Annotated in this window: 20 protein-coding genes; 14 read left to right on the top strand and 6 right to left on the bottom strand. The window is 73.3% G+C overall.

What is annotated here, in order from left to right; all coding sequences use genetic code 11:
- Nucleotides 1–14 precede the first annotated feature (14 nt).
- Both ACIBSV_RS34090 and ACIBSV_RS34085 read left to right on the top strand, forming a co-directional pair.
- Nucleotides 15–1,292, top strand: a complete 1,278-nt coding sequence (locus tag ACIBSV_RS34090) for a PspC domain-containing protein (protein WP_395869985.1) — start codon at nucleotides 15–17, stop codon at nucleotides 1,290–1,292.
- Nucleotides 1,293–1,368: 76 nt separating this feature from the next.
- Nucleotides 1,369–1,887 (top strand): hypothetical protein, encoded by a 519-nt coding sequence (locus ACIBSV_RS34085; RefSeq protein WP_395869983.1) that lies wholly within the window; start codon nucleotides 1,369–1,371, stop codon nucleotides 1,885–1,887.
- A gap of 62 nt (nucleotides 1,888–1,949) precedes the next feature.
- Here ACIBSV_RS34085 and ACIBSV_RS34080 read toward each other — a convergent pair whose 3' ends face one another.
- The 3 genes from ACIBSV_RS34080 to ACIBSV_RS34070 all read right to left on the bottom strand — a co-directional run bounded on the left by ACIBSV_RS34080 (nucleotide 1,950) and on the right by ACIBSV_RS34070 (nucleotide 5,591).
- Nucleotides 1,950–2,867 carry a glutathione S-transferase family protein gene (locus ACIBSV_RS34080; RefSeq protein WP_395869981.1) on the bottom strand — a complete coding sequence of 306 codons (918 nt, stop codon included), beginning with the start codon at nucleotides 2,865–2,867 and terminating at the stop codon, nucleotides 1,950–1,952.
- 70 nt (nucleotides 2,868–2,937) lie between these two features.
- Entirely contained in the window at nucleotides 2,938–4,632 is a 1,695-nt protein-coding gene (locus ACIBSV_RS34075) for a peptidoglycan DD-metalloendopeptidase family protein (protein ID WP_395869979.1), read from the bottom strand.
- 89 nt (nucleotides 4,633–4,721) lie between these two features.
- The gene (locus ACIBSV_RS34070; RefSeq protein ID WP_395869978.1) at nucleotides 4,722–5,591 is read right to left on the bottom strand and encodes an esterase/lipase family protein; all 870 of its coding nucleotides are present in this window, start codon (nucleotides 5,589–5,591) and stop codon (nucleotides 4,722–4,724) included.
- Between the two features lie 266 nt (nucleotides 5,592–5,857).
- On the opposite strand from ACIBSV_RS34070, the gene ACIBSV_RS34065 reads away from it, so the two are divergent.
- The 7 genes from ACIBSV_RS34065 to ACIBSV_RS34035 all read left to right on the top strand — a co-directional run bounded on the left by ACIBSV_RS34065 (nucleotide 5,858) and on the right by ACIBSV_RS34035 (nucleotide 14,669).
- Complete coding sequence (locus ACIBSV_RS34065; protein ID WP_395869976.1) at nucleotides 5,858–6,268, top strand: cobalamin B12-binding domain-containing protein; 411 nt, start codon at nucleotides 5,858–5,860, stop codon at nucleotides 6,266–6,268.
- An 89-nt stretch (nucleotides 6,269–6,357) separates the two neighbouring features.
- Nucleotides 6,358–7,710, top strand: a complete 1,353-nt coding sequence (locus ACIBSV_RS34060) for an SWIM zinc finger family protein (RefSeq protein ID WP_395869974.1) — start codon at nucleotides 6,358–6,360, stop codon at nucleotides 7,708–7,710.
- A 136-nt stretch (nucleotides 7,711–7,846) separates the two neighbouring features.
- Complete coding sequence (locus ACIBSV_RS34055; protein WP_395869972.1) at nucleotides 7,847–9,325, top strand: DUF5691 domain-containing protein; 1,479 nt, start codon at nucleotides 7,847–7,849, stop codon at nucleotides 9,323–9,325.
- 116 nt (nucleotides 9,326–9,441) lie between these two features.
- Complete coding sequence (locus ACIBSV_RS34050; protein ID WP_395869970.1) at nucleotides 9,442–10,029, top strand: Uma2 family endonuclease; 588 nt, start codon at nucleotides 9,442–9,444, stop codon at nucleotides 10,027–10,029.
- Between the two features lie 85 nt (nucleotides 10,030–10,114).
- Nucleotides 10,115–11,218 (top strand): AAA family ATPase, encoded by a 1,104-nt coding sequence (locus ACIBSV_RS34045; protein WP_395869968.1) that lies wholly within the window; start codon nucleotides 10,115–10,117, stop codon nucleotides 11,216–11,218.
- A complete protein-coding gene (locus ACIBSV_RS34040) occupies nucleotides 11,218–13,509 on the top strand; it encodes a DUF5682 family protein (RefSeq protein WP_395869966.1) in 2,292 nt (763 codons plus the stop codon). Before ACIBSV_RS34045 ends, ACIBSV_RS34040 begins: the two co-directional genes overlap by 1 nt.
- On the top strand, nucleotides 13,506–14,669 hold the full coding sequence (locus tag ACIBSV_RS34035) for a VWA domain-containing protein (RefSeq protein ID WP_395869964.1): 1,164 nt from the start codon (nucleotides 13,506–13,508) through the stop codon (nucleotides 14,667–14,669). Before ACIBSV_RS34040 ends, ACIBSV_RS34035 begins: the two co-directional genes overlap by 4 nt.
- A gap of 65 nt (nucleotides 14,670–14,734) precedes the next feature.
- Here the strand turns inward: ACIBSV_RS34035 and ACIBSV_RS34030 are convergent, their stop codons facing one another.
- Nucleotides 14,735–15,355 (bottom strand): Uma2 family endonuclease, encoded by a 621-nt coding sequence (locus ACIBSV_RS34030; RefSeq protein ID WP_395869962.1) that lies wholly within the window; start codon nucleotides 15,353–15,355, stop codon nucleotides 14,735–14,737.
- Between the two features lie 409 nt (nucleotides 15,356–15,764).
- Here ACIBSV_RS34030 and sucC point away from each other — a divergent pair, with 409 nt between their 5' ends.
- Nucleotides 15,765–16,940 (top strand): ADP-forming succinate--CoA ligase subunit beta, encoded by a 1,176-nt coding sequence (gene sucC / locus ACIBSV_RS34025; protein ID WP_395869960.1) that lies wholly within the window; start codon nucleotides 15,765–15,767, stop codon nucleotides 16,938–16,940.
- Nucleotides 16,941–16,956: 16 nt separating this feature from the next.
- The gene (gene sucD / locus ACIBSV_RS34020) at nucleotides 16,957–17,841 is read left to right on the top strand and encodes a succinate--CoA ligase subunit alpha (RefSeq protein WP_395869958.1); all 885 of its coding nucleotides are present in this window, start codon (nucleotides 16,957–16,959) and stop codon (nucleotides 17,839–17,841) included.
- A gap of 94 nt (nucleotides 17,842–17,935) precedes the next feature.
- Here the strand turns inward: sucD and ACIBSV_RS34015 are convergent, their stop codons facing one another.
- The gene (locus tag ACIBSV_RS34015) at nucleotides 17,936–19,117 is read right to left on the bottom strand and encodes an RNA polymerase sigma factor (RefSeq protein WP_395869956.1); all 1,182 of its coding nucleotides are present in this window, start codon (nucleotides 19,115–19,117) and stop codon (nucleotides 17,936–17,938) included.
- Nucleotides 19,118–19,256: 139 nt separating this feature from the next.
- Between ACIBSV_RS34015 and ACIBSV_RS34010 the strand changes: the two genes are divergently transcribed.
- Nucleotides 19,257–21,035 carry a DUF6350 family protein gene (locus tag ACIBSV_RS34010; protein ID WP_395870015.1) on the top strand — a complete coding sequence of 593 codons (1,779 nt, stop codon included), beginning with the start codon at nucleotides 19,257–19,259 and terminating at the stop codon, nucleotides 21,033–21,035.
- Between the two features lie 51 nt (nucleotides 21,036–21,086).
- Here the strand turns inward: ACIBSV_RS34010 and ACIBSV_RS34005 are convergent, their stop codons facing one another.
- Entirely contained in the window at nucleotides 21,087–21,749 is a 663-nt protein-coding gene (locus ACIBSV_RS34005) for a hypothetical protein (protein WP_395869954.1), read from the bottom strand.
- A gap of 322 nt (nucleotides 21,750–22,071) precedes the next feature.
- Between ACIBSV_RS34005 and purN the strand changes: the two genes are divergently transcribed.
- Both purN and purH read left to right on the top strand, forming a co-directional pair.
- Nucleotides 22,072–22,716, top strand: coding sequence for a phosphoribosylglycinamide formyltransferase (gene purN / locus ACIBSV_RS34000; RefSeq protein WP_395869952.1), 645 nt, complete (start codon nucleotides 22,072–22,074; stop codon nucleotides 22,714–22,716).
- On the top strand, nucleotides 22,713–24,302 hold the full coding sequence (purH, locus tag ACIBSV_RS33995; RefSeq protein WP_395869949.1) for a bifunctional phosphoribosylaminoimidazolecarboxamide formyltransferase/IMP cyclohydrolase: 1,590 nt from the start codon (nucleotides 22,713–22,715) through the stop codon (nucleotides 24,300–24,302). Before purN ends, purH begins: the two co-directional genes overlap by 4 nt.
- Nucleotides 24,303–24,359 lie beyond the last annotated feature (57 nt).

The following is a 24,359-nucleotide window of genomic DNA, read 5'->3' as shown; positions in this document are numbered from 1 at the left end:
GCCACGATGGACCCATGAACGACGACATGAAACCCGGTATCTCGGCCGGCGACCGGGCCGGCGACGTCCCGGGCGGCCCTCCGGGGTCGTCCGCGGCGCCCACGACGACGCTTCGCCCGCAGCTCCTGCGCAGCACCGAGGACCGGATGGTCTCGGGTGTGTGCGGCGGCCTCGGCGAGCACTTCGGCCTCGACCCCGTGATCTTCCGCATCGTGTTCGCGGTGCTGTCGCTCTTCGGCGGGGTGGGCGTACTGGTGTACAGCCTGGGCTGGCTGTTCATCCCGGCCCGGGGCGAGGAACAGCCGCTGCTGCGGCGGATCCTCTCCAGGAAGTTCGACCACGGGGCATTGGCCGCCGCCGCGGTCGCCGTCATGGGGGTCGCCTTGTTCTTCACCTACCTGGACTCGGGCTTCGGTCCGTCCATCCCGCTGCTGATGATCACCGCCGTGGTGTTGTTCATGGTGTGGTCCGACACGAAGAAGAAGCACGAGGCCGCGGTCCGCACGGCCGGGGTCGTGGCGATGACGCCGGCTCCCACCCAGGTGGACGCCCGGCCGGAGGGCGCGACGGTGCCCGGGCCGCCGATGTGGTGGCAGGTGCCGGGCTCGGGGTCCGCGGAGGAGAACCGGCCCGCCTCGGCGCCGGAGCCGGTGCGGCCCAAGCGCCCGCGCTCGTGGCTGCGGTTGGCCACGCTGTCCGCGGCCACCGCCGCCGGCGGTCTGCTGTGGATCCTGGACCACACGGGGGCCGCGGACGTGACGCTCACCGTCGCGCTCGCGATCCTGCTCGGCATCGTCGGCCTGGGGCTGCTCGCGGGCTCCTGGTTCGGCCGGGCCCGGCTGCTGATCGTGCCCGCCGTCGTGCTCACCGCGCTGCTTGCCGCGGTCACCGCGATCACCGTGCCGCTGACCGGCCCGTCGGGTGAGCGCACCTATACGCCCACCTCGGTCTCGGCGCTGCCGACCTCGTACGAGCTGGGCGTGGGCACGATGGACATCGACCTGCGTCGGCTCGACCTCGGGGCCGGCGGCAGCGCGACGGTCAAGGCCCGGATCGGCGCGGGGCGGATCCAGGTCTGGGTGCCCAAGGACGTCACGGTGGTCTTCCGGGGCGGCGCCGACGTCGGCCAGGTGCGCACTCCGGCGGGCCGGGACGACGGCTACCGACCGCGGCGCGTGGAGACCACGGCTCCGGAGGCGGGGCCGGGGCGCGGGACGATCACGCTCGACCTGAAGGTCGGCGCGGGCGAGGTCGAACTGCTGAACGGCGACGACGGCCGGGAGCCCCGATGAGCGCGCCGACGGCCGACCCGATCGGCATCCGCAGAACCCGACAGTGCACCGCGACCCGGATGGAGGGCGATTTCCGATGAGGCTGAACAGGTACCGCTTCGACCCCATGGCCCTGATCGCGGGCGCGGTCTTCACCGGCATCGCGGTCGCCTACCTGCTGCGGGCGACCGGTGCCGTGTCGGTGAGCGCGCAGTGGGTCCTGGCCACCGCGGCGATCGGGGTGGGGCTGGCCGGGCTGGCGGGGGCGCTGTGGGCGCTGCTGCCCAAGGGCGGGCCGGAGCCGGTGGCGGCGTCGATGCCGCCGATGGCTCCCACGACGACTTCGCCGGAGTCGGTCGCGTCGTTCGAGCCGGGAGCCTCGTCGGAGCCGACCGCGTCGTTCGCATCGAGCGCGTCGCTCGAGCCGCCGGTTTCGCTCGGGTCGACCGCTTCGCTCGCGGTCCACGATGTGAGCGAGGACCTCGCCGAGCCGCACGCCGACGACACGGCCGAGAACGCACCCGGGGCCCAGGCGGCGGGGGACGCGCCGGGCGAGGCCGACATCGGGGACGACCGCCCCGACCCGGAGCCGCCGACGGTGGACCTGGGCAAGTAGGCGCCGGCGGGTACGAGCGCGCGGGGGGCCGACGGCCCCCCGCGCGCTCGTCGTGTCCGCGTTCAGCCGCGTCCGTGCGGCGTGAGCCACAGCGCCGCGTCCGGCCCCTTGGGTACGACGCCGGTCGGGTTGATCATGTCGTGGGTGACGTAGTAGTGCCGCTTGATGTGGTCGAAGTCGACCGTGTCGCCGAAGCCTTCGGTCTGGAACAGGTCGCGGGCGTAGGCCCACAGGACCGGATACTCGGTCAGCTTGCGCAGGTTGGTCTTGAAGTGGCCGTGGTAGACCGCGTCGAAGCGGACCAGCGTGGTGAACAGCCGGATGTCCGCCTCGGTGATCGTGTCGCCGACCAGGTAGCGCCGCCCGGCCAGCCGCTCCTCCAGCGCGTCCAGGCGGGCGAACAGCGCGTCGAACGCGGCCTCGTAGGCCTCCTGCGTGGTCGCGAACCCGCAGCGGTACACGCCGTTGTTGACGTCCCGGAAGACGTCCGCGTTGATCGCGTCGATCTCGGCGCGCAGCGGCCGCGGGTACAGGTCCGGCGCGCCGGCGCGGTGCAGCGCGGTCCAGCGGGTGGCGAGGTCCAGGGTGATCTGCGGATAGTCGTTGGTGACCACGTGCCCGGCCCGCAGGTCGATGATCGCGGGCACGGTCACCCGGCCGGCGTAGGTCGGGTCACTGGCCCGGTAGGCGTCGGCGAGGAAGGCCAGTCCGGTGGCCGGATCGCGCCCGTCGGGGTGATTGGTGAACCGCCAGCCGGTCTCGTCCCGGATCGGGTCCACGACGGACAGCCCGAGCGCGTCCTCCAGCCCGAGCAGGCGCCGCACGATCACTGCCCGGTGCGCCCAGGGACACGCCAACGACACGACCAGCTGGTATCGGCCGGCCTCCGGGTCGGGACGTCCGGTGAACCGATTGGCCTGCCGGACGAACTCCCCGCGCTTTCCCGTCTCGGCCGCGAACTGCGGCTCGGAAGTGGTCATGCGTCCACGGTAGATCGCCGGGGCCCGGACCGGCGGGCGGCGAGCCGACGCCGGCCCGACGGGCCCGCCGTCAGGTCGGGTCGAGGCCGTTCGCGCGGAGCCAGGGGAGCGGGTTGATCGGGGCGCCGCCGCCCGGGCGCACCTCGAAGTGCAGGTGCGGACCGGTGCTGTTGCCGGTGTCGCCGCTGTAGGCGATCACGTCACCCGCCTTGACCGGGCCGGAGCGGATCTTGGCCCGGGTCAGGTGGCAGTACCAGAACTCGGTGCCGTCCTTGGCGGTCAGGATCACCATGTTGCCGTAGGCCGAGTTCACCTCGGTGCGCACCACGCCGTCCATCACCGCGAACACCGAGGTGCCCAGGTCCACCGGGAAGTCGATGCCGGTGTGGGTGTGCGCCCAGCGCGAGCCGGAGGAGCCGAAATAGGCGCTGAGGCCGCGCTGAGTGACCGGGAGGAAGTACTTGGGCCTGAGGGACTCCTTGCGCTGGCGCTCGGCTTCCTGGGCCCGCTGAGCCTCTTCCTGGGCCCGCCGGGTCTCGTCCTGACGCTCCTGGAGGGAGATCCGGGTCTGCGCGCGGCTGGCACGCTCGGCGAAGTCCTCTGCGCCGACCTGGAGATCCACCAACTGCTTGTCCATCGGCGACATCAACGGCAGGTCCTCGCCGCCCGCCACCGGGTCCGCGTCCTTGGTCTCGGCACCCGCGGTGTGCAGGCCGCCGATCGCGGCGACGGCCATCGCCGCCGCGCCCATCACCGCGAGCGGCGCGCCGGCGGTGAGCGGGAGCGCGCGTTTGCGCTTGACCTTGGCCTTGGCCGGGCTCTCCTTCGGTCGCGTGTCCGCGGCCGGCCGGTCCTGTCGCCGACTCCGCTCGTCCGGCTCGTCGGCCGCGTCGTCGTCCGGCTCGACCTCGTTGTCGGTGCGGGCCGGCACGCTGTCGCCGTGGTCACCGAGATCGAAGGCGGGCTCGATCGGCGCGGGCGTCGTGCCGTCGTCGAACAGGTCCGTCGTCGAGCGGTTGCCACCGGACCACATGTCGGCGTCGTCGCGCACCGGGACGGGGGAGAACCAGGTGTCGGACTCCCACGCGGCGGTGTCCGAAGCGGCGTACCACATACCGGTGTTCGAGCCGTTGTCCCAGGACGGGTCGACGTACGGCGCGGCCGGCGTGTCCTGGACCGCGGTGTCGGTGACCGCCCAGGCCCGGGTCTGCGCGTCGTAGGCGGCGTACCCGCCGCTGTCCGGGACCGCCGCGTAGCCGTACGTGCCCGAGGCGTCGTAACCGGTCACGGCGTCGTAGCCGCCCGAGACGGCGGCGTGCGCGCCGCTGTCGTACCCGTCCGACGACCCGCCCGGGATCGCCCGGCCGTACGCGTCGTAGCCCGGCGCCGCCGAGGCGTATCCCGAGGCGTCGTAGGCGGGTTGGTACCCGGACGCGTCGTAGCCCGAGGAGCCGTAGGCCGAGGTGTCGTGGCCGGGCGTGGCGTAGCCCGCGGGATCGTGGTTCGTACCGGCGTACGTCGCCGTCGCGTCGTAACCGTCGTACGACGGAGCCTGCGCGCTCCAACCGCCCGAGGAATCGACCGCCGGGTAACCGCCGTTCGTACCGGCCGGGTACACGTTCGCGTCGTACCCGGAGGTCTGGCCGTATCCCTGGTCGTAGCCGCCCTGGAACGAGCCGGACGGGCCGTAGGGGGAGTACGCACCCTCGGCGTCCGGGACGTAGCGACCCTGCTGATCCTCGCTCGGATAGCGAACGTCCGTCACCTACGTCGCCTTCGTCTCGGGGGCTGGTCGGAATCGGACTGTAGTGCTCTTGACGTTCGCAGGACAATCCTCGCGATGAGAACCGCAGGTCAGGCCGCCGAGCGGGTGACGAGGTCCGGCGGCGTCGAAGCCGGTCGCACGGCCGTGGGCGCGGCGTCGCGCCCGATCGGGCGCACGGTGCAGAGCAATCGGGTGATCTCCGCCGACACGGGCGCGTGCACGGTCGGTGTGACATGCCCGGCACCGGGAACCAGGACGTTCACCGCGTCCGGGTCCGGGTGGTCGATCGCGCCCGACCACAACGGCAGTACGAACGGATCCAGGCCGCCCCGGTAGGCCACGAAACGCGTCGCGCAGCCGGGCGCCGGCCCCGCCGGCGCGGCGATCGGCGCGCCGGCCGGGAGCAGTTCCCGGACCAGCGGGTGCGCGCTGAGCAACCGTGCTGTGCGGGTGCCGCCGTGCGGGGTGCCCAGGGTCACCACGGTGCGTACCAGCGCGTCGCCGCCGAGCAACTGGGCGTGGTAGCGGGCGATCAGGCCGCCGAGGCTGTGGCCGATCACATGCACACCGGTCGCGCCGTCACGTGCGCACACCTGCTCGATGTACCGGCCCGGCAGTGCCGCCTTGCCCGCCACGTCGCCGCCGACAGGGTTGTGGTTGACCGCGTGTACGTCCGCACCCGCGCGCAGCAGCGACCGGCGCAGCGGGCCGAAGATCGAACGGTTGTCGGCCGGCCCGTGCACGAGCACCACCGGGAGCCGCTCGCCGGCCTCGATCGGCGCCGGGTCGGCCCGCCCGCCGGTCCCGCGACGGGCGGTCGGGCGCGTCGGCAGCAGGCCGCCGGGGTGGCGGGCGAGGTGTCCGGCGATCAGCACGACCTCGCGCGCCGCGCCACGCAGGATCGCGGCGGGCGGCAGTACGGGGGCGGGGCGGTCGGGAGCGGGGGACGCGAGCGCCATGCGGGCCTCCGGGTGGCGACGCGGGACGGGCCCGGCGGCTGTGGCGCGCGAGGCGCCTACCGACGGTCGCGAACCGCCTACTGGTGGGTATCCCCGACGACACGCGGACGAAGCGGTGGGTTCATCGACATGACGGTCATTCAGGGTCTCTGTTGCCAAAGGGACTTCGCCCGGCGGGTGCTCGTCCCGGGGACCACCCCGGGCGGCCCGCCCCGGTCGGGGGTTACGCTCCGGGCGAGGGCTTCGCGATGTACATGGAGGCAGTGATGGGTGTTCCCGGACCGATCAGGATCGTGGTGGCCAAGCCCGGTCTCGACGGGCACGATCGCGGCGTCAAGGTGGTCGCCCGAGCGCTGCGCGACGCGGGCTTCGAGGTGGTCTACACCGGATTGCACCAGACCCCGGTCCAGATCGTGGAGACGGCCATCCAGGAGGACGCCGACGCGATCGGCCTCTCCGTGCTCTCCGGAGCGCACATGACGCTGTTCGCCAAGGTCATCGAGTTGCTCAAGGAGCGCGAGGCGGAGGACATCCTGGTCTTCGGCGGCGGGATCATCCCGGAGGAGGACGTCCCGGAGCTCGAGCGGATCGGCGTCGCGGCGGTCTTCACGCCGGGCGCGCCGACCACCGACATCGTCGACTGGGTGCGCGCGCACGTGGCGACCACGCCCGCCTGACCGGGCACTTCGCCCGGATCAGGACAACCGGCGGTCGGGTTCGGCCGGCACGTACACACGTGTCGGTGCGGGCCCGTACCGTGACCGTCATGCTGGAACGGTGGACCGCGGAACAGGTGCTGGCTCTCGCTCCCGACGCGGCGTCACGCAAGGCCGGGAGCAAGCTGGCGACAGCACACCCATGGTCGGCCGCGGGTGCCACGACCTTCGCCGGCGGGGGCGGTGCGGTGTGGGGCGTGTGTGCGGGAAGCGGGTCGACGCCCTACCGCACGGTGGTCGACTTGAGCGGACCCGCGTCGCAATGCTCGTGTCCCAGCCGCAAATTCCCGTGCAAGCACGTGCTCGGGCTGCTGCTCCTGTGGGCGGCCGACCCGACGGCCGTGCCCGCCGACGCGGGAGCCCCGGACTGGGCGGACGTGTGGTTGACCGGGCGGCGGGAGCGGGCCGGGAAGGCCGCGTCGGCCGGATCCGCGCCGGCCGACCCCGTCGCGGCCCGACGGCGGGCCGAACAGCGCGCGGCGCAGGTGGCCGAGGGCGCCGAGCGGTTGCGCCGCTGGCTGGCCGACCGGGTCCATCAGGGCCTGGCGGGCACCGAGCGCGAGGGGTACGCCATGTGGGACGGCATCGCCGAGCGCATGGTCGACGCCAAGGCACCGGGGTTGGCGGCCCGGTTGCGCGCGGCCGGCGCGATACCGGCATCCGGGGCGGAGGGCTGGCCGGGCCGACTGCTCGAGGACTACGCCGAGTTGTGGCTGCTGCTGCGCGCCCACGAACACGCCGACGACCTGGACCCGTCCCTGGCGGCCGGGCTGCGGGCGCGGATCGGCTGGACCGTGGACGCGGAGGACGTGCTGCGCAAGGCCCGGGAGGCGGGCACGGTGGTGCGGGATCGCTGGCTGGTGCTGGGCAGCCGGGACAGTGTGGACGGCAATCTGACGGAGCGTCGGATCTGGTTGCGCGGCACGGAATCCGGTCGGCCGGCGCTGGTGCTGGCCTTCGGGCCGCAGGGCCGCGCGCCGCAACTGGCCCTGCCGGTGGGCCGATCGATCGAGGCCGACGCCGCCTTCCACGACGACGCGGTGCCGCTGCGGGCGGCGTTGGGCGAGCGGAGCGGCGCGTCGTTGGAGGGCACGGAGCCGGCGGGGGTCGGGCCGGAGGAGGCCACCGTGGGCTACGCCGAGGCGTTGCGCAGCGAACCGTGGCTGGAGGCCTGGCCGGTGGTGTTGGCCGACGTGGTCGCGGTGCCGGAGCCGATGGGCTGGCGGATCGCGGGAGCGGACGGCTTCTGGCTGCCGGTGGACCGCGCGCGGACCGGCGAACAGGCGCTGTGGCGGCTGTCCGCGATGTCGGGCGGCGCCGGGCTGACCGTGTTCGGCGAGTACGGCGCGCGCGGGTTCGTCCCGGTGACCGCGTGGCACGAGGGCCAGGCCGTGCAGTTGTAGCCGGTCGCGCGGCTCGGCCCGGGTGCGGGACGGCGCCTCGGCGCGCGGTGCGCGGGATCGGTCCGGAAGGGCCCGGAGACCATCGGCGGTGTGTCGGTCGGCGTTGCCGATCGGCCTGTGCGGAAGGGGAGTTCGGATGCGGGTGGCGGATCCGGTGTGGGACGACCTGGTGTCGGCGGCGTTGGTGGGCACCGGACGGCGACCGGCCGCGGAACTACCCGCGCGGGACGCGCTGGGCACACTGGCCGCGCGGGTGGACCGGGCGGACGAAGCGGTGCGGCTGCTCGACCTGGCCGCGATCGTGATGGTGCATCGGCGTGCGGGCCGGCGAGCCCCCGCGGGTGCGCCGCCGGCGCCGTGCACCGAGGTGGACCCCCGGCCGGCCGTGCCGGAGCCGGCCCGGGCGCGGCTGCGGATCCTGCTCGAGGGCGACGGGATGGACTTCCTGCCCGAGTGGCTCGCGCTGGCCCGCGCGGCCGGACTGCGCGCGCCGGAATCCGAACTGCCGGCGTTGTTGACCGCCGCCCGCTCGCGGACCGACCTGCGCGAGACCGTGGCCGACCTGGCCGGACCGCGGGGACGCTGGCTGGCCGGGCTCAATCCGGAGTGGGTGTGGCTGACCCGGATCGCGGCCGGTGCCATCGACGATCCGGTCGAGCAGTGGCGACACGGACGGTTCGGTGAGCGGCTCGCGGCGTTCGAGGTGCTGCGCGGCGACGATCCGGACGCGGCCCGGGGGCTGTTGGCCCAGGTGTGGCACGCCGAGCCGGCCGAGGACCGCTCGGTGCTGGTGGCGGCGCTGCGCACCGGGTTGTCGGGCGGCGACGAGGCGTTCCTGGAGCAGGCCCTGGACGATCGGGCCAAGGTGGTGCGGGTGGCCGCCGCGCGGTTGCTCACCGAGTTGCCCGGTTCGGCCTTCGTGGCCCGGATGCGTGAGCGGGCGCTGGCCTGTCTGCGGCCCGGCGGCGCGGGTCGGGTGCTGGTGGTGCCGCCGAGCGAGTGCGACGAGGCGATGCTGCGGGACGGCATCGCGGAGACCTCGCCGACCGGGCGCGAGGACCACTCGTGGTGGCTGGGCGAGATCGTCGCGGCCACGCCGCTCGGGGTGTGGCGGGAGGTGTTCGGGGCGAGCCCCGAGGAGATCGTGGCCCGCCCGCTGCCGCGCCGTTTCGTGGAGGACGTCCGGGAGGGCTGGGCCCGCGCGGCCGTGCTCCAGCGGGACGTCGCCTGGGCCCGGGCGCTGGCCGGGCGCGGCGCGCCCACCCGGCTGCTGACCGTGCTGCCGGCGGCCGAGTGCGCCGAACACGTGGCCCGGCACATCGCCGCGCACGGGCTTTCCGAGGCCCTGCAACTGCTGACCAACTGCCCGGCGCCATGGCCGGACACGCTGGGCGACGCGGTCCTGGACGCGCTCGCGAGCGCGGCCGAGGGCGGCGGCTACCCCTGGAGCTTCAGCGGCGCCCGCGACGTGGCCGGCCGCGGCCTGGACCCGAGCACGATCGACCGGGTGGAGCACCTGGCCGAGGGAGAGGGCGAATGGCCCAAGGCCTTCCGCGCCCTGGCCGACACCCTGCGCTACCGGGCCACGATGCGCGCGGAACTCCTGGGCGGCTGAACCTCGGGCGCCCTCGGCCCGGACGCCCGGTGGTCGACCGGGCGGCCGAATCATTCGTCCGGGTGGACCGCCCGTCGTCCCCTCCTCGGCGGACCTCGCCGCGAGAGGATGGGCGGGTGACCGACGACGCGGATCAGATCGACCCACTGGCGAACCTGCGCCTCACCGCCCTGCGGATGCTGCGCGACTCCGGCGAGTTTCCCGAGAGCGTGCGGTGGGAGGCGTCTCCGGCGGGCCTGGTCATGCAGGCGTCGCCGGACTGGGAGCATGCCCGGATCCTCACGGGCCTGCGCCATCTGCTCGAACCCTCGCTTCCGGCCGAGATCCTGGTGCTGGAGGGTGTTGCCTTCGTGGTGGGCGTCGGCACCGAGCGCACACCCGACCTCGTCGTCCTCGATCCCCGAAAGAAGGCCGAGTTCCGGGACGGCCACGCGTTGTCCGCGTCCGGGGTCTGGATGTTCGTCGAGGTGACCTCGGACAGCACGCGCCGCGTCGACGTGCGGGAGAAGCCCGGCGAGTACGCACGAGCCGAGGTGCCGGTGATGCTGATCGTGGATCGGCACAAGCACGAGGTGATCGTGCACTTCGAGCCGGTCGACGGGCGCTACACGTTCACCGAGCGAGTGCGGGCGGGCGCCGCGGTGCGCCTGCCCGAGCCGTTCGACGCGACCGTCGAGACCGGGTTCCTGCTCGAACACCTGTGAGATCGGCGGCCCCGAACGTGTCGGACCCGGGCGGCAGGATGGGGTCTGTTCGGGTTTGTTCGAGCCCTGGGGGAGCGCTGTGACCATGTCCGCCGAACCGGTTGAGCAGAGTGTCCTGCGGGCGCACGCCGAGGACGCGTTCGCCGCCGAACTGGCCGCGCTCGCCGCCGCCGACGAGCGGCCCCGGCCGCCGCGCTGGAAGCTTTCGCCGTGGGCGGTGGCCACCTACCTGCTGGGCGGCACACTCGCGGACGGCACGGTGATCTCGCCCAAGTACATCGGCCCCCGGCGGATCGTCGAGGTCGCCGTCACCACGCTGGCCACCGACCGCGCGCTGCTGCTGCTCGGCGTGCCGGGCACGGCCAAGACGTGGGTGTCCGAACACCTTGCCGCCGCCGTGTGCGGCGACTCCACGCTGCTGGTCCAGGGCACCGCGGGCACGCCCGAGGAGGCCATTCGCTACGGCTGGAACTACGCACAACTGCTCGCGCACGGGCCCAGCCGCGAGGCGATGGTGGCCGGCCCGGTGATGCGCGCGATGAGCCGCGGGCAGGTCGCCCGGGTCGAGGAACTGACCCGCATACCGGCGGACGTACAGGACTCGCTGATCACCATCCTGTCCGAGAAGACCCTGCCGGTACCGGAGTTGAACGACGAGGTCCAGGCCGTGCGCGGGTTCAACCTGATCGCCACCGCCAACGACCGCGACCGGGGCGTCAACGAGCTGTCGTCCGCGCTGCGCCGCCGGTTCAACACCGTGGTCCTCCCGTTGCCCGCGACCGCGGACGCCGAGGTGGACATCGTCAGCCGCCGGGTGGCCCAGCTCGGCTCCTCGCTCGATCTGCCGCCGGTGGCCGCCGCCGAGGCCGAACTGCGGCGCGTGGTCACGGTGTTCCGCGAACTGCGCGGCGGTCTGACCGAGGACGGCCGGACCAAGCTGAAGACCCCGTCCGGGACGCTGTCCACCGCCGAGGCGATCTCGGTGGTGACCGGCGGCCTCGCACTGGCCGCGCACTTCGGCGACGGCGTACTGCGCTCGGCGGACGTGGCCGCGGGCATCGTGGGCGCGGTGGTCAAGGACCCGGCCGCGGACACCCTGGTCTGGCGCGAGTACCTGGAGACGGCGGTGCGGCCGCGGGCCGACTGGCAGGACTTCTACCGGGCCTGCCGCGACGCGGACCGTGCCTGATGCCCACCCCCGCGCCCGAACCGCCGATCCTGCTCGGCGTCCGGCACCACGGCCCCGGGTCGGCCCGGGCCGTCGCCGCCGCGCTCGCGCAGGTCGAGCCGGACATCGTGCTGATCGAGGGCCCGCCCGAGGCGGACGTCCTGCTCTCCTTCGCCGCAGACCCCGACATGCGACCGCCGGTCGCCCTGCTCGCGCACGCCGTCGACGATCCGGCGCAGGCCGGATTCTGGCCGTACGCCGACTTCAGCCCCGAGTGGGTGGCCATCCGGTACGCCGGCGCACACGGCGTACCCATCCGGTTCATCGACCTGCCGGTCGCGGTCTCCTTCACGCTCGACCGGGCCCGCCGCGAACGCGCGGCCGACGACCCGCCCCGGGACACCGAGGCCGCGCCCGCGCCGCCGCGCCTCGACCCGATCGCGGAGCTGGCCCGACTGGCCGGCCAGGACGACCCGGAGCGCTGGTGGGAGGACGTGATCGAGCACCGGCTGCCCACCGGCGGGGACGCGCTGACCCCGTTCGCGGCACTCGCCGACGCGATGTCCGCCCTGCGCGAGGACGAACCCGCCCCCGTCTCCGGGGCCGAGCCCGACGTCGAGCGGCTGCGCGAGGCGTACATGCGCCAGTGCGTGCGGTCCGCGCGCCGTGCCGGACATCGCCGGATCGCCGTGGTGTGCGGCGCGTGGCACCTGCCCGCGCTCGCCGCGCCCGTCTCGGCCGCCGCCGACCGCGCGCTGCTCGCGCCGCACCGGGCCAAGGTCAAGGTGGAGAGCACATGGGTGCCGTGGACGCACCGCCGACTCGCGCACAGCTCCGGCTACGGAGCGGGCGTCGCCTCGCCCGGGTGGTACCGACACCTGTACGCGAGCACCGACGAACGCGAGCTGCTGCCACGCTGGTTCGTGCGGATCGCGTCGCTGCTGCGCGACGCCGGCCACCCGGTGTCCTCGGCGCACGTGATCGAGGCCACCCGGCACGCGAGCGCGCTGGCCGCGCTGCGCGATCGGCCGTTGGCCGGCCTGGACGAGACGATCGAGGCGGTCCGCGCGGTGATGTGCGACGGCGTCACCGGGCCGCTCGCGCTGGTCCACGACGCGCTCGTGGTGGGCGACGTGATCGGCGAGGTGCCCGACGCGGTGCCCGCCGTACCGCTCCAGCGCGACCTGTCCCGCGAACAGCGCCGTCTGCGGCTGCGGCCCGAGCCCTCGGCCCGCGAACTCGAACTCGACCTGCGCAAACCCTCGCACGCCGACCGCAGCCGACTGCTCAACCGACTCGCGCTGCTGGACGTGCCGTGGGGCGTGCCGGCTCGGGCCCGGGAGGGCAAGGGCACCTTTCGCGAGACCTGGCGCCTGGACTGGCAACCGGAGTTGGCGATCCGGGTCGCCGAGGCGGGCGTGTGGGGAACCACCGTGGTCGCCGCCGCCGCGGCCCGCACGGCCGACCTGGCGATCCGGGCCGAATCGCTGGCCGACGTGACCGACGTCGCCGAGCGCTGCCTGCGAGCCGACCTGCCCGGCGCGCTGCCGCTGATCATGCGCGTACTGGAGCAACGCGCCGCGTTGGACACCGACGTGAGCCGACTCGCCGAGGCACTGCCGGGCCTGGTGCGCGCGCTGCGCTACGGCGACGTACGCGGCACCGACACCTCCGCGCTGGGCACCGTGGTGGCCGGTCTGGTGGTCCGGATCTGCGTCGGGTTGCCGCCCGCCTGCGCGGGCCTGGACGAGGACGGTGCCAAGGCGATGCGCCGACGCCTGGACGACGTGCACGCCGCCGTGCAACTGCTGCCCGACGAGCAACAGTTCGAGTGGCACGCGACCCTGGACCGGCTCGCCGACCGGGAGAACCTGCCCGGCCTGCTCACCGGCCGAGCCACCCGGCTGCTCCTGGACCTGGGCCGGCTCGACCCGGAGGCGGCCGCCCCGCGCCTGGCCCGGGCGCTGACCCGAGGCGTCCCGCATCGCGAATCGGCCGCCTGGATCGAGGGCTTCCTGGCCGGCGGCGGCATGCTGCTCGTGCACGACGAACGCCTGCTCGCGCTGGTCGACGAGTGGATCACCGGCACCCCCGACGACCTGTTCACCGAGATCCTGCCGCTGCTTCGACGCACCTTCACCACCTTCGCCGCGGCCGAGCGCCGAATGCTGGGCGAGCGGGTCCGCACCCCGGCGCACGCCGCCGTACAGGCCGCGACCGCCGACCTGTTCGACACCGCGCGCGCCGACGCCGTACTGCCGTTGCTGGCCGGGATCCTCGGCCTCGAACGCCGAGAGGCGGCCACCCGATGAGCGAGAGCACGAGCGACGAGCGACTGCGCCGCTGGCGCCTGGTGCTGGGCGGCGACGCGGACGGCACCGGCTACGGCCTGACCGGCGAGGACACCCGGATCGACCGGGCCCTGGCCGCGCTCTACCGCCCGGGAAACCCGGCCCCGCGCGGCAGCAGGCGCGGCACCGGCCCACGCGCCGCCGGCCTGGGCGCCTCCGCCCCGTCGGTGGCCCGCTGGCTCGGCGACATCCGCGAACACTTCCCGGCGGGCGTCGTACAGATCCTGCAGCGGGACGCGATCGAGCGGCTCGACCTGACCCGGCTGCTTCTGGAACCGGAGATGCTGGCCGCCGTCGAACCGGACGTGCACCTGGTCGGCACGCTGCTCGCGCTCAACAAGCTGATGCCCGAGGCCACCAAGGAGGCCGCCCGCGCGGTGGTCCGCACCGTCGTCGACGACCTGGAGCGCCGGGTCGCGCAGCGCACCACGAGCCTGGTCCAGGGCGCGCTGGACCGGGCGACCCGGATCAACAGGCCGCGGCACCACGACATCGACTGGAACGCCACGATCAAGGCCAACCTCAAGCACTACCAGGCCGAACACCGCACGATCGTGCCGGAGCGCCTGGTCGGCTACGGCCGGCAGCGGCACGGCGTGCGCAAGGACGTGATCCTGTGCGTCGACCAGTCCGGCTCGATGGCGGCCTCGGTGGTCTACGCGTCGGTGTTCGGCGCGGTGCTGGGCTCGATGCGCTCGCTCCGGACCTCGCTGGTCGTCTTCGACACGAACGTGGTCGACCTCACCGGGCAACTGGACGACCCGGTGGACGTGCTGTTCGGCACCCAACTCGGCGGCGGCACCGACATCAACCGCGCGCTGGCCTACTGCCAGTCCCTGATCACCCGACCCGCGGAGACGGTCGTCGTGCTGATCAGCGACCTGTACGAGGGTGGTGTCCGCGACGGGATGTTGCGTCGCGCGGCGGCCATGCAGGCGGCCGGCACCTCGTTCGTCACCCTGCTCGCCCTCTCCGACGAGGGCGCCCCGGCCTACGACCACACCAACGCGGCAGCCCTGGCCGCTCTCGGCAGCCCCGCCTTCGCGTGCACTCCCGACCTGTTCCCGGAGGTGATGGCGGCGGCGATCCAGGGCCTGCCCCTCCCGATCCCGGAGCCGTAGCGTCCGGGCCGACGTGTCACGCCGGTTCCCCGGGTGGGGGCAGGACCATCCAGAGCCCTGGAACGTCAGGTCAAGGCAGCGGTGTCCAGGGCGGGGAGGTCGTCGGGGAGTCGCAGCTTTTCGCCGAGCGCCACCGGGTCGGCGGATCGATAGTAGGATTCCTCGCCCCGATCCACCGGGTCCGAGTGGCAGACGGCCAACCTCTTCTGTCGGTCGATGAGGACGTAGATGGGGATACCGGCACGGGCGTACGTGCGGTACTTCCCCTCTCGGTCCACCTTCCCGTTGCTGGGAGACGTGATCTCACCGGCGAGGTGGACCATGCTCGCCGGATACCAGCCGTCGTGACTGGTGCGGTAAGCCTCATCGGAGTCGTTCGGCAGACGGTACGGAACCACGAAATCCGGGATGAAGGCGCCGGTTACGTGCCTTTCCCCGGCCGGTTCCGAGCAGTATCCGTTGCCGATCAGAGCCAAGTCGACGCCTGCCATCCGCAACTGAACGATCAGTTCGACGGCCCAGCGATTGTGCTGGTCGTTTGCCGGCGGTGTCATGTGATAGTTCCCCTCGATGAACTCCACGCGCACGCCCTTCGGGGCCGCCAGCGTTGCGATGAACGCGGTGGGCCGCGTGGTGAAGACATCGAGCGGCGAGGCGATCCCCGGCTCGTGAGCGAGCGCCGTCATCTCGACTCCTTCTTCGGGACTGGGTTGCGTGTCCATGCTGTCCGCTCCGTTCGTCCGTCTGTCGGGATTCCCTGTAAGTGTGATTGTCGGCCGCAGGGCTTCGGCGTGGGATGGGACACATTGCCGCGATCACGGTCCGTTTCGGTGTGTTCCCTGTGTCACGGTGGAACAGGCCTAAACGGGCGGATCTCGACACCCGGCAGGGTTGGTTTCGAGCTTTGCTCGCGGAGTGTGATCAAGACCCTGATTCGGGGCCCGCGCTCTTGCCCGATAACCTGCCAGGCGGATCAGCTACGCGTGCGGACGCCGTCCACCAGAGTCTGGGGGCGAGCCTGCCGGACCCTGCGCGACGACGGACGCGGCTGCGCATGTTCCGCATATCCGATCGCGATCACAAGGACGGACCCGCGTGGACCTGTTCGAGTACCAGGCGAGGGATCTCTTCGCTAAGCACGGTGTGCCGGTTCTGCCCGGTGAAGTCGTCTTCACGCCGGAGGAGGCACGGGCCGCCGCCGAGCGCATGGGCGGCAAGGCCGTTGTCAAGGCGCAGGTGAAGGTCGGTGGCCGCGGCAAGGCCGGTGGCGTCAAGCTGGCGTTCAGCACCGACGAGGTCGTCGAGAAGACCGAGCAGATCCTCGGCCTCGACATCAAGGGCCACATCGTCAAGAAGGTCATGCTGGCCGGGCTGGCCAAGCCGGTGGACGAGTACTACGTCTCGTTCCTGCTCGACCGTACCAACCGCACCTTCCTGGCGATGGCGTCGGTCGAGGGTGGCGTCGAGATCGAGGTCGTCGCCGAGGAGAACCCCGACGCGCTCGCCAAGATCCCGGTCGACGCGATCGAGGGCGTGACCGAGGCCAAGGCCCGCGAGATCGTCGAGGCGGCGAAGTTCCCGGCCGAGCTGCACGACCAGATCGTGGCGACCCTCAAGACGTTGTGGACCGTCTTCGTCGAAGAGGACGCCACGCTCGTCGAGGTCAACCCGCTGATCAAGTCCGAAGAGGGCAAGATCATCGCGCTGGACGGCAAGGTCTCGCTGGACGAGAACGCCGACTTCCGCCACCCCGACCACGAGGCGCTCGAGGACAGGGACGCGGCCGACCCGCTGGAGGCGGCGGCCAAGGCCAAGGGCCTGAACTACGTCAAGCTCGACGGCTCGGTCGGCATCATCGGCAACGGCGCGGGCCTGGTCATGTCCACGCTCGACGTGGTCGCGTACGCCGGGGAGAACCACGGCGGCGTGAAGCCGGCCAACTTCCTCGACATCGGCGGCGGCGCGTCCGCCGAGGTGATGGCGAACGGCCTGGAGATCATCCTGGGCGACGCCGACGTCAAGTCGGTGTTCGTCAACGTCTTCGGCGGCATCACCGCGTGCGACGCGGTCGCGAACGGCATCGTGCAGGCGCTCGAACTGCTCGAGCAGAAGGGCGAGGCGGTCACCAAGCCGCTCGTCGTGCGTCTGGACGGGAACAACGCGGAGCTGGGTCGGCAGATCCTGACCGACGCGAACCACCCGCTGGTCCAGCAGGTGGACACCATGGATGGCGCGGCCGAGCGGGCCGCCGAGCTCGCTGCCGCGAAGTAAGGGAGACCGACCCAGCATGGCTATCTTCCTGACCAAGGACAGCAAGGTCATCGTCCAGGGCATGACCGGCTCCGAGGGGATGAAGCACACCCACCGGATGCTCGCCTCCGGGACGAACATCGTCGGTGGCGTGAACCCGCGCAAGGCCGGCACCACGGTCGACGTGGACGGCACCGAGGTACCGGTATTCGGCACCGTGGCCGAGGCCATGGAGGCCACCGGCGCGGACGTCACGGTGGTCTTCGTGCCGCCGAAGTTCACCAAGGACGCCGTGGTCGAGGCCATCGAGGCCGGGATCGGCCTCGCGGTGGTGATCACCGAGGGCGTGCCGGTGCACGACACCGCGCAGTTCTGGGCGCTCGCCGGCGCCAAGGGCAACAAGACCCGGATCATCGGCCCGAACTGTCCCGGCCTGATCACCCCGGGTCAGTCCAACGCGGGCATCATCCCGGCCGCCATCACCAAGCCGGGCCGGATCGGTCTGGTGTCCAAGTCGGGCACCCTGACCTACCAGATGATGTACGAGCTGGCCGACATCGGCTTCTCGACCGCCGTCGGCATCGGCGGCGACCCGATCATCGGCACCACGCACATCGACTGCCTCCAGGCGTTCCAGGACGACCCGGACACCGACGCGATCGTGATGATCGGCGAGATCGGCGGCGACGCCGAGGAGCGTGCCGCGGCCTACATCGCCGAGCACATCACCAAGCCGGTCGTCGGCTACGTCGCGGGCTTCACCGCCCCCGAGGGCAAGACCATGGGCCACGCCGGCGCCATCGTCTCGGGCTCCTCGGGCACCGCACAGGCCAAGCAGGACGCGCTCGAGGCCGTCGGCGTCAAGGTCGGCAAGACGCCGTCCGAGACGGCGCGCCTGATGCGCGAGATCATGGCGGGCTGACCCACCGGTCGCCCGTAGCCGACGACGCCCCGCGAACCGCTTTCCAGGCGGTTCGCGGGGCGTCGTGGTTTCCTCCAGCCCGTACGGGACCCGGTCAGAGCGGCGGCGTGCGCCGGAGACCGTTGTCCAGGCAGCTCGTGTCGAGCACGAACGCGCTCTTCGGGGCGGGCATCGTGTCCGGCCCGCTCGGGGCCGCCGACGCGAGGGTGAACATCCCGGTCGGGGTCGGCCCGAACGTGCGTTGCACGGTGGGCGCCACCGGCCGGACCAGCGGCTTGATCGGCTGTGTCGGCGCGGCGGCCGGCTCCGGGCCGACGGGCTGCGCCGCCGGTTCCGCCGCGGGTGCCGGCTCCGGTTCCGCGGGCGCCGGCGCGGCCGGCGGAGTGGGTGCCTCCGGCGCCGGCGGTGCGGCGGCCGGTGCGGGCGGTGCGGCGGTCGGCGCCGGTGGGGTCTCCACGTCGCCGGGTACCGGTGGCAGGCGTCGGGCCACCTCGGGACCGGTGATCGGGCGGACCCGGTAGCCGCCTCGCGAGTCCCGCGAGGTGGCCGGGTCGAGCAGCCGGGGCAGCGACGTGATCACGAGGGCGAGGACCGCCGCCGCGACCATCGCGACCAGCACCGAGGTCCGCGTCCTGCTGCCCAGCCTGGCCGCGTGCGGCCCGGGCACACGCGGTTCGTACCGTGCCGCGAGATCGCACGTGATCGTGCTCAGGAAGTCGTGCGCCTCCTGGCAGTTCGGTGACGGCCCGGTCAGCGCCGGGACCAGCTCGGCCAGGTCCTCGTGCGCGTGCACGAGCCGCATCAGGGTCGCCTCGGTGGTCGCCTCGGTCTCGACCGCGACCTGCTCCGGCGACATCCCGAACAGGTGACGCAGCACGAACACCCGCCGACGGTGCCCGGGCACCCGTTGGAGCGCGCGCAGGAGCGCGATGTCCTGCTCGCGACGCGCGTCGTCGTCCGTGTGCGGGACGACCCGGTCGGTGTGGTCCGGATGCGGCACCAGGCGCCACATCGCGCGCCGCAGCAGGAACCGGTGGCCGAGCGCGAGGTCGCCGGCGAGGGTGCGTACGTGGCCGGCGTCGGCCGGAGTGTTCGCGACGTCCGGCAGGTCGCGCCAGACCAGCGCGAAGGCGCGCCGGGTCACGTGTGCGGCCCGGGTGGGGCTCGCGGTCAACAGGTACGCGTAGCGCGCGATGTCGGATGCGATCGCCGCGTGCAGGGCCTCGAAGCCCGGGGCACGCTCGCGGGAGGTGTTCCGCTCGTTGTCGATGCCCATAGGGGCCTGAGGTACCCGAGGGGCGATTGATAATGCATATTAAATGACCCCAATCGAGCAAATGGGGTGTCTTGCCGCGCTCGGCGGCCATATGCGGCCCGGATCGGATCCGCGTTGGCAGCATGGGGCCGTGACCGAAATGCCGGAAAACGAACGCGGCCCGTCGGCGCCCTGGACGGTGGCCCGATCCACCCCGTGGGCCGGCGTCGAGCGCCTTCCGGCCACCCCCGGGATGTCCCCGCCCCAGGCTCTGGGGGAGTCGCCCGGGTCGCTGCCGGAGGCGGAACCCGGGTCGGTCGTCGATCCCCCCGAAACCGCCGAGACGCCGGGACCGTCCGGGCCGCCGGACCCGGTGGACCGGGTGGACCGGGTGGACCCGGTGGCTCCGGGAGACCCGGGAGACCGGGAGGACTCGGTGGACCCCTCCGAACCCGGGGAGTGCGCCGCCGAGTACTCGGGGTCCACCGGGGCCACCAAGCCCGCCGAGGTCCTCCTCGCCCCGCCCCGCCCCGAGACTCCGCCGATCGTCGTCCCGTCCAAGCCGGACCGTCCGCCCGCCGCGCTCCCGGTGCTGAGCCCCGTCGAGACCCCCGGTGGGCCCGAGTCGCCCGCCGATCGCCCGTGGGGCCCACCGGAGCCCGGCCGCTCGCCGGCCGCGGTCCTGGCCGCCCTGCCGGGCCTGCCTGCCCTGGTTGCCCTCGCCGACCGCCGCCCCGACACCGCCCGGATCGCGCAGGCGCTGGCCCGAGGCGTGGTGTCGGCGCTGCTCGCGGTCGGGGCCGGGCTCGGCGGCGTGGCGGTGCTCGTACTGATCGTGGCCACGTGCGGCGCCACCTCGGGCGGCTTCGATCACCCGCAGGCGCTGCTGCGGGTGATCGGCGGCATTTGGCTCGCCGCGCACCACGTGGGCTTCGAGTTCGTCGAGATCAGCCATCGGGCGACCGGATCGGTCGAACCGATCGTGACCGTGGTACCGCTGCGGCTCGCCCCGCTCGGCCTGACCGTGCCGCTGATCTGGGTGTTGTGCCGGATCGGCCGGCGGCTCGCGGACGGTCTGGCCGGGACCGCGATCGTGCTCGCGTCCCAGGTGCTGGTGTACACCGGCCTGCTGTACGCGGTCGCCCTCGGCGTCGGTACGGCGAGCGTGCGGCCCGTGTTCGACACGGTCGTGCCGGCCGCGCTCGGGGTCCTGGCGGCCGGGGTGCTCGGCGCGTTCGGGCCCGCGCTGGTCCGGGTGCCCGCCGTCCGGGCCGCCCTGGCCTCGGCCGCGGTGCTCGCGGCGGGCGGGGCGCTCCTGGTGCTCGCGTGCCTGTTCGCGCACGCGGGCCAGGTTCGGGTCGCGCTGGCGCTGACCACCCACGACCCGGTCGGCTTCGCGGCGCTGGCCGTACTGTGCGCCGCGCTGGTGCCCAACGCGATCGTGTGGGCGGTGTCCTACGCCGCCGGCACCGGGTTCGCGCTCGGCGCGGCCACCACCATCGCGCCCACCGGCGGCACCCTGGGCACGCTGCCCACCCTGCCGCTGCTCGCCGCGCTGCCCGGCCCGGCCACGGTGCCCTCCACCGCGTGGGCGCCCGCGGTGCTCCCGGTGCTCGCGGGCGTCGCGGCGGGCTTCTTCGCGGCCCGCGCCGAGCCGCCCCGGGCCTGGCTCGCGGTCACCTCGCACGCCGCAGGCGCGGGCCTGGGTGTCGGCCTGCTCGCCCTCGCCTCGGCCCGGCTCGCCTCCGGCACCGCCGGCCTGGCCAACCTCGCCGACCTGGGCCCGAACGTGTGGCGCACCGCCGCCGCGCTGACCGTCGAGATCGCGCTGATCGCCGCCCCGACCGCGCTGGCCACGACCTGGTGGCGCGGCCAAAAAAGCCCGAAGGCCGCCCCCGCCGAGACGGAGACGGCCCTCGGAACCACCGGCTCTTCCTAGCCGAGCGCGGCACACAGGAAGAACTCGGCACCCAGCGGCACCCGGCGATACCTAGAACGTGCCGTCCACGACCCAGTGGTAGCGCTCGGGCAGCTTGTCCAGGCAACGCTGCTCGCCGGTCTTGGTGAGCGCGCTGTCCATGCAGTCGTAGTAGTCCTTGTTGACCGCCTCGAACGTCCACACGCCCAGCACGTAGACCACCGCGATCGCGCCGGTGACCAGACCCGCGAGCGCGGCGCCGGAACGGGCGCCCGCCGGTCGGCGAACGCGCGGCCGATGCGCCGGACCGCCCGGGGCGTGCCTCGGATGCCGCGCGGTGCCGCCGGGACCCTCCTCGATCCGCGGTCCGGCCGTGGCCGGCGTCGTCCCGCGCACCGTGCGGATGCCGAGCACCAGCGCGACCACGCCCAGCACCACGCCGAGCACCAGACCCAGGTCGGACGGCAGGAACAGCGCGAAGAACACCGCCCACACCCCCGACCACAGCGCCAGTCGGCCGTTGCGGACCCGGATGTCCTTCGGGTCGGGCTGCTCGCGCGGTTCGCGCGGAGCCCGTTGCGGCCGGTCCTCGCGACCGTGCCGATCGCCCCCGTTGCCGCCGTCCCCTCGCCCGTTGCCGGGCACGTTCCACGGGGCGGCCGGCGGGCGATCGGGCGTACCCTCCGGCGGCGGGGCGTAGGGATCCCGCTCGTCGGTCTCGTTGCCGGTACTCATCCTCTGCCTGCCCTCGTCGTGCCGGATCGCGGGATTCCCTTCCCAGGATCGTACGTGTGCGGGGTGCACCGTAGCCGGGCGGCGGCGCCCAAGTGGCCTCAAGGGCCCGTCGGGCGGATGCCGCCGGGTCCGCCGATGCCGTCCCACCCCGCCGGTTCGGTACTGCCTACCCCCTGACGCTATCGTTGCCGACGTACGGGCGTCGCTCCGTGTTCCCGCCTCTTGTCGGGGAACGCCCGCCGGCCCCGTACGAGATCCCGGCGAGAGCCCGAATCCATGTGGTGCCTCTCCCGCCCTTCCTTCCGGAAAGAGCCTGAAAGCAGTGGCCGTTCACGCCCCGCGCACCCCCGGGCCGGCCCGGCTCGTCGTCCTCGTATCCGGCTCCGGCACCAACCTCCAGGCCCTGCTCGACGCGTGCGCGGATCCCGCGTACGGCGCGAGTGTGGTGGCCGTGGGCGCCGACCGCGACGGCATCGCGGGGCTGACCCGGGCCGAGCGGGCGGGCGTGCCCACCTTCGTCGAACGCGTCGCCGATCACTCGGACCGGGCAAGCTGGGACGCCGCGCTGGCCGACGCGGTCGCCGGGTACGAACCCGATCTGGTGGTGTCGGCCGGCTTCATGAAGATCCTGGGCCCGCGCTTCCTGGCCCGCTTCGAGGGACGCACCCTCAACACCCACCCCGCACTGTTGCCCTCGTTCCCCGGCGCGCACGGCGTCCGGGACGCGCTCGCGTACGGCGCCAAGGTGACCGGTTGCACGGTCCACCTCGTGGACGCCGGCGTGGACACCGGGCCGATCATCGCTCAGGGCGTCGTCACGGTCGAGGACGGCGATCACGCCGACGGCGGCGACGCGTTGCACGAGCGCATCAAGACTGTCGAGCGCACCCTGCTCGTCGAGGTCGTGGGCCGGCTGGCCCGCGAGGGCTACCGCATCGAAGGAAGAAAGGTCCGGATCCCCGCATGACTTCCGCCGCCCCCACCCCCACTCCCGCCACCGAGGACGAGGCTCGCCGCCCGATCCGTCGCGCGTTGATCAGCGTGTACGACAAGAGCGGCCTGGAGGAACTGGCCCAGGGCCTGCACGCGGCCGGCGTCGAGCTGGTCTCCACCGGCTCCACCGCCGGGCGGATCGCCGCCTCGGGCGTGCCGGTGACCAAGGTCGAGGAACTGACCGGTTTCCCGGAATGTCTGGACGGCCGGGTCAAGACGCTGCACCCGCGCGTGCACGCCGGCATCCTGGCCGACCTGCGCCTGGAGTCGCACCGCGCGCAGCTCGAGGAATTGGACGTACGGCCGTTCGACCTGGTCGTGGTCAACCTGTACCCGTTCACGCAGACCGTCGAGTCGGGCGCGACCCCGGACGAGTGCGTCGAGCAGATCGACATCGGCGGCCCGTCGATGGTCCGCGCCGCGGCCAAGAACCACCCCTCCGTCGCGGTGGTGACCAGCCCGGACCGCTACGCCGACGTGCTGGCCGCGCTCGAGGCGGGCGGCTTCGACCTGGCGCAGCGCAAGCGGCTCGCGGGCGAGGCGTTCGGGCACACCGCCGCCTACGACGTCGCGGTCGCCTCCTGGTTCTCGAACAGCTACGCGCCGGCCGACGAGGAGAGCTTCCCGGCCTTCCTCGGCTCGGTCCGCCGCCGGGAGAACGTGCTCCGCTACGGCGAGAACCCGCACCAGGCGGCGGCCCTGTACGTGGACGGCACCGGCGGCCTCGCGGGCGCCGAGCAGTTCCACGGCAAGGAGATGTCCTACAACAACTACATGGACACCGACGCGGCCCGGCGTGCCGCGTACGACCACGAGCAGCCGTGCGTGGCGATCATCAAGCACGCCAACCCGTGCGGGATCGCGATCGGCGCGGACGTCGCCGAGGCGCACCGCAGGGCGCACGCGAGCGACCCGGTGTCCGCCTACGGCGGCGTGATCGCGGTCAACCGACCGGTGAGCGTCGCGATGGCCGAGCAGGTCGCGGGGATCTTCACCGAGGTGATCGTCGCGCCGGACTACGAGGACGGCGCGGTCGAGGTGCTCGCCCGCAAGAAGAACATCCGGGTGCTGCGCGCCCCCGAGGCGCCGCGTACGCCCGCCGAGTTCCGCCAGATCGACGGCGGCCTGCTGTTGCAGAACGCGGACCGCTACCAGGCGCCCGGCGACGACGCCGCCGCCTGGACGCTGGCCACCGGCGAGCCCGCCGACGCCGAGACGCTGCGCGACCTGGTGTTCGCCTGGCGCGCGGTGCGCTCGGTCAAGTCCAACGCGATCCTGCTCGCGTCCGGCGGCGCGACCGTGGGCGTGGGCATGGGCCAGGTGAACCGGGTCGACTCGGCCAAGCTGGCGGTCACGCGCGCGGGCGAGCGGGCGGCCGGTTCGGTCGCCGCGTCCGACGCGTTCTTCCCGTTCGCCGACGGCCTGGAGGTGCTGATCGCGGGCGGTGTGCGCGCGGTGGTCCAGCCCGGTGGGTCGGTTCGCGACGAAGAGGTGGTCGAGGCGGCACGTACGGCCGGGATCACCATGTACCTCACCGGGACCCGGCACTTCTTCCACTGATTCCACCGCTCGATCGCGTCCCGGGTGACCGGGGCGCGGTGAAGGCCCGCGAGGCGC

It is taken from the genome of Embleya sp. NPDC050154, assembly GCF_044460165.1.
Lineage (GTDB): Bacteria > Actinomycetota > Actinomycetes > Streptomycetales > Streptomycetaceae > Embleya.
The sequence above is the reverse complement of the archived record's forward strand: the minus strand, read 5'-3'. Positions and strand labels throughout refer to the sequence as shown.

What these genes read in the sequence shown, in the direction of transcription:
- ACIBSV_RS34005 (WP_395869954.1), bottom strand. Translation starts at nt 21,749, where the DNA reads ATGAGTACCGGCAACGAGACCGACGAGCGGGATCCCTACGCCCCGCCG.
- purH (WP_395869949.1), top strand. Translation starts at nt 22,713, where the DNA reads ATGACTTCCGCCGCCCCCACCCCCACTCCCGCCACCGAGGACGAGGCT.
- ACIBSV_RS34030 (WP_395869962.1), bottom strand. Translation starts at nt 15,355, where the DNA reads ATGACGGCGCTCGCTCACGAGCCGGGGATCGCCTCGCCGCTCGATGTC.
- ACIBSV_RS34065 (WP_395869976.1), top strand. Translation starts at nt 5,858, where the DNA reads ATGGGTGTTCCCGGACCGATCAGGATCGTGGTGGCCAAGCCCGGTCTC.
- ACIBSV_RS34045 (WP_395869968.1), top strand. Translation starts at nt 10,115, where the DNA reads ATGTCCGCCGAACCGGTTGAGCAGAGTGTCCTGCGGGCGCACGCCGAG.
- ACIBSV_RS34085 (WP_395869983.1), top strand. Translation starts at nt 1,369, where the DNA reads ATGAGGCTGAACAGGTACCGCTTCGACCCCATGGCCCTGATCGCGGGC.
- ACIBSV_RS34055 (WP_395869972.1), top strand. Translation starts at nt 7,847, where the DNA reads ATGCGGGTGGCGGATCCGGTGTGGGACGACCTGGTGTCGGCGGCGTTG.
- ACIBSV_RS34010 (WP_395870015.1), top strand. Translation starts at nt 19,257, where the DNA reads ATGCCGGAAAACGAACGCGGCCCGTCGGCGCCCTGGACGGTGGCCCGA.
- ACIBSV_RS34035 (WP_395869964.1), top strand. Translation starts at nt 13,506, where the DNA reads ATGAGCGAGAGCACGAGCGACGAGCGACTGCGCCGCTGGCGCCTGGTG.
- ACIBSV_RS34040 (WP_395869966.1), top strand. Translation starts at nt 11,218, where the DNA reads ATGCCCACCCCCGCGCCCGAACCGCCGATCCTGCTCGGCGTCCGGCAC.
- ACIBSV_RS34080 (WP_395869981.1), bottom strand. Translation starts at nt 2,867, where the DNA reads ATGACCACTTCCGAGCCGCAGTTCGCGGCCGAGACGGGAAAGCGCGGG.
- ACIBSV_RS34070 (WP_395869978.1), bottom strand. Translation starts at nt 5,591, where the DNA reads ATGGCGCTCGCGTCCCCCGCTCCCGACCGCCCCGCCCCCGTACTGCCG.
- ACIBSV_RS34015 (WP_395869956.1), bottom strand. Translation starts at nt 19,117, where the DNA reads ATGGGCATCGACAACGAGCGGAACACCTCCCGCGAGCGTGCCCCGGGC.
- sucD (WP_395869958.1), top strand. Translation starts at nt 16,957, where the DNA reads ATGGCTATCTTCCTGACCAAGGACAGCAAGGTCATCGTCCAGGGCATG.
- ACIBSV_RS34060 (WP_395869974.1), top strand. Translation starts at nt 6,358, where the DNA reads ATGCTGGAACGGTGGACCGCGGAACAGGTGCTGGCTCTCGCTCCCGAC.
- ACIBSV_RS34090 (WP_395869985.1), top strand. Translation starts at nt 15, where the DNA reads ATGAACGACGACATGAAACCCGGTATCTCGGCCGGCGACCGGGCCGGC.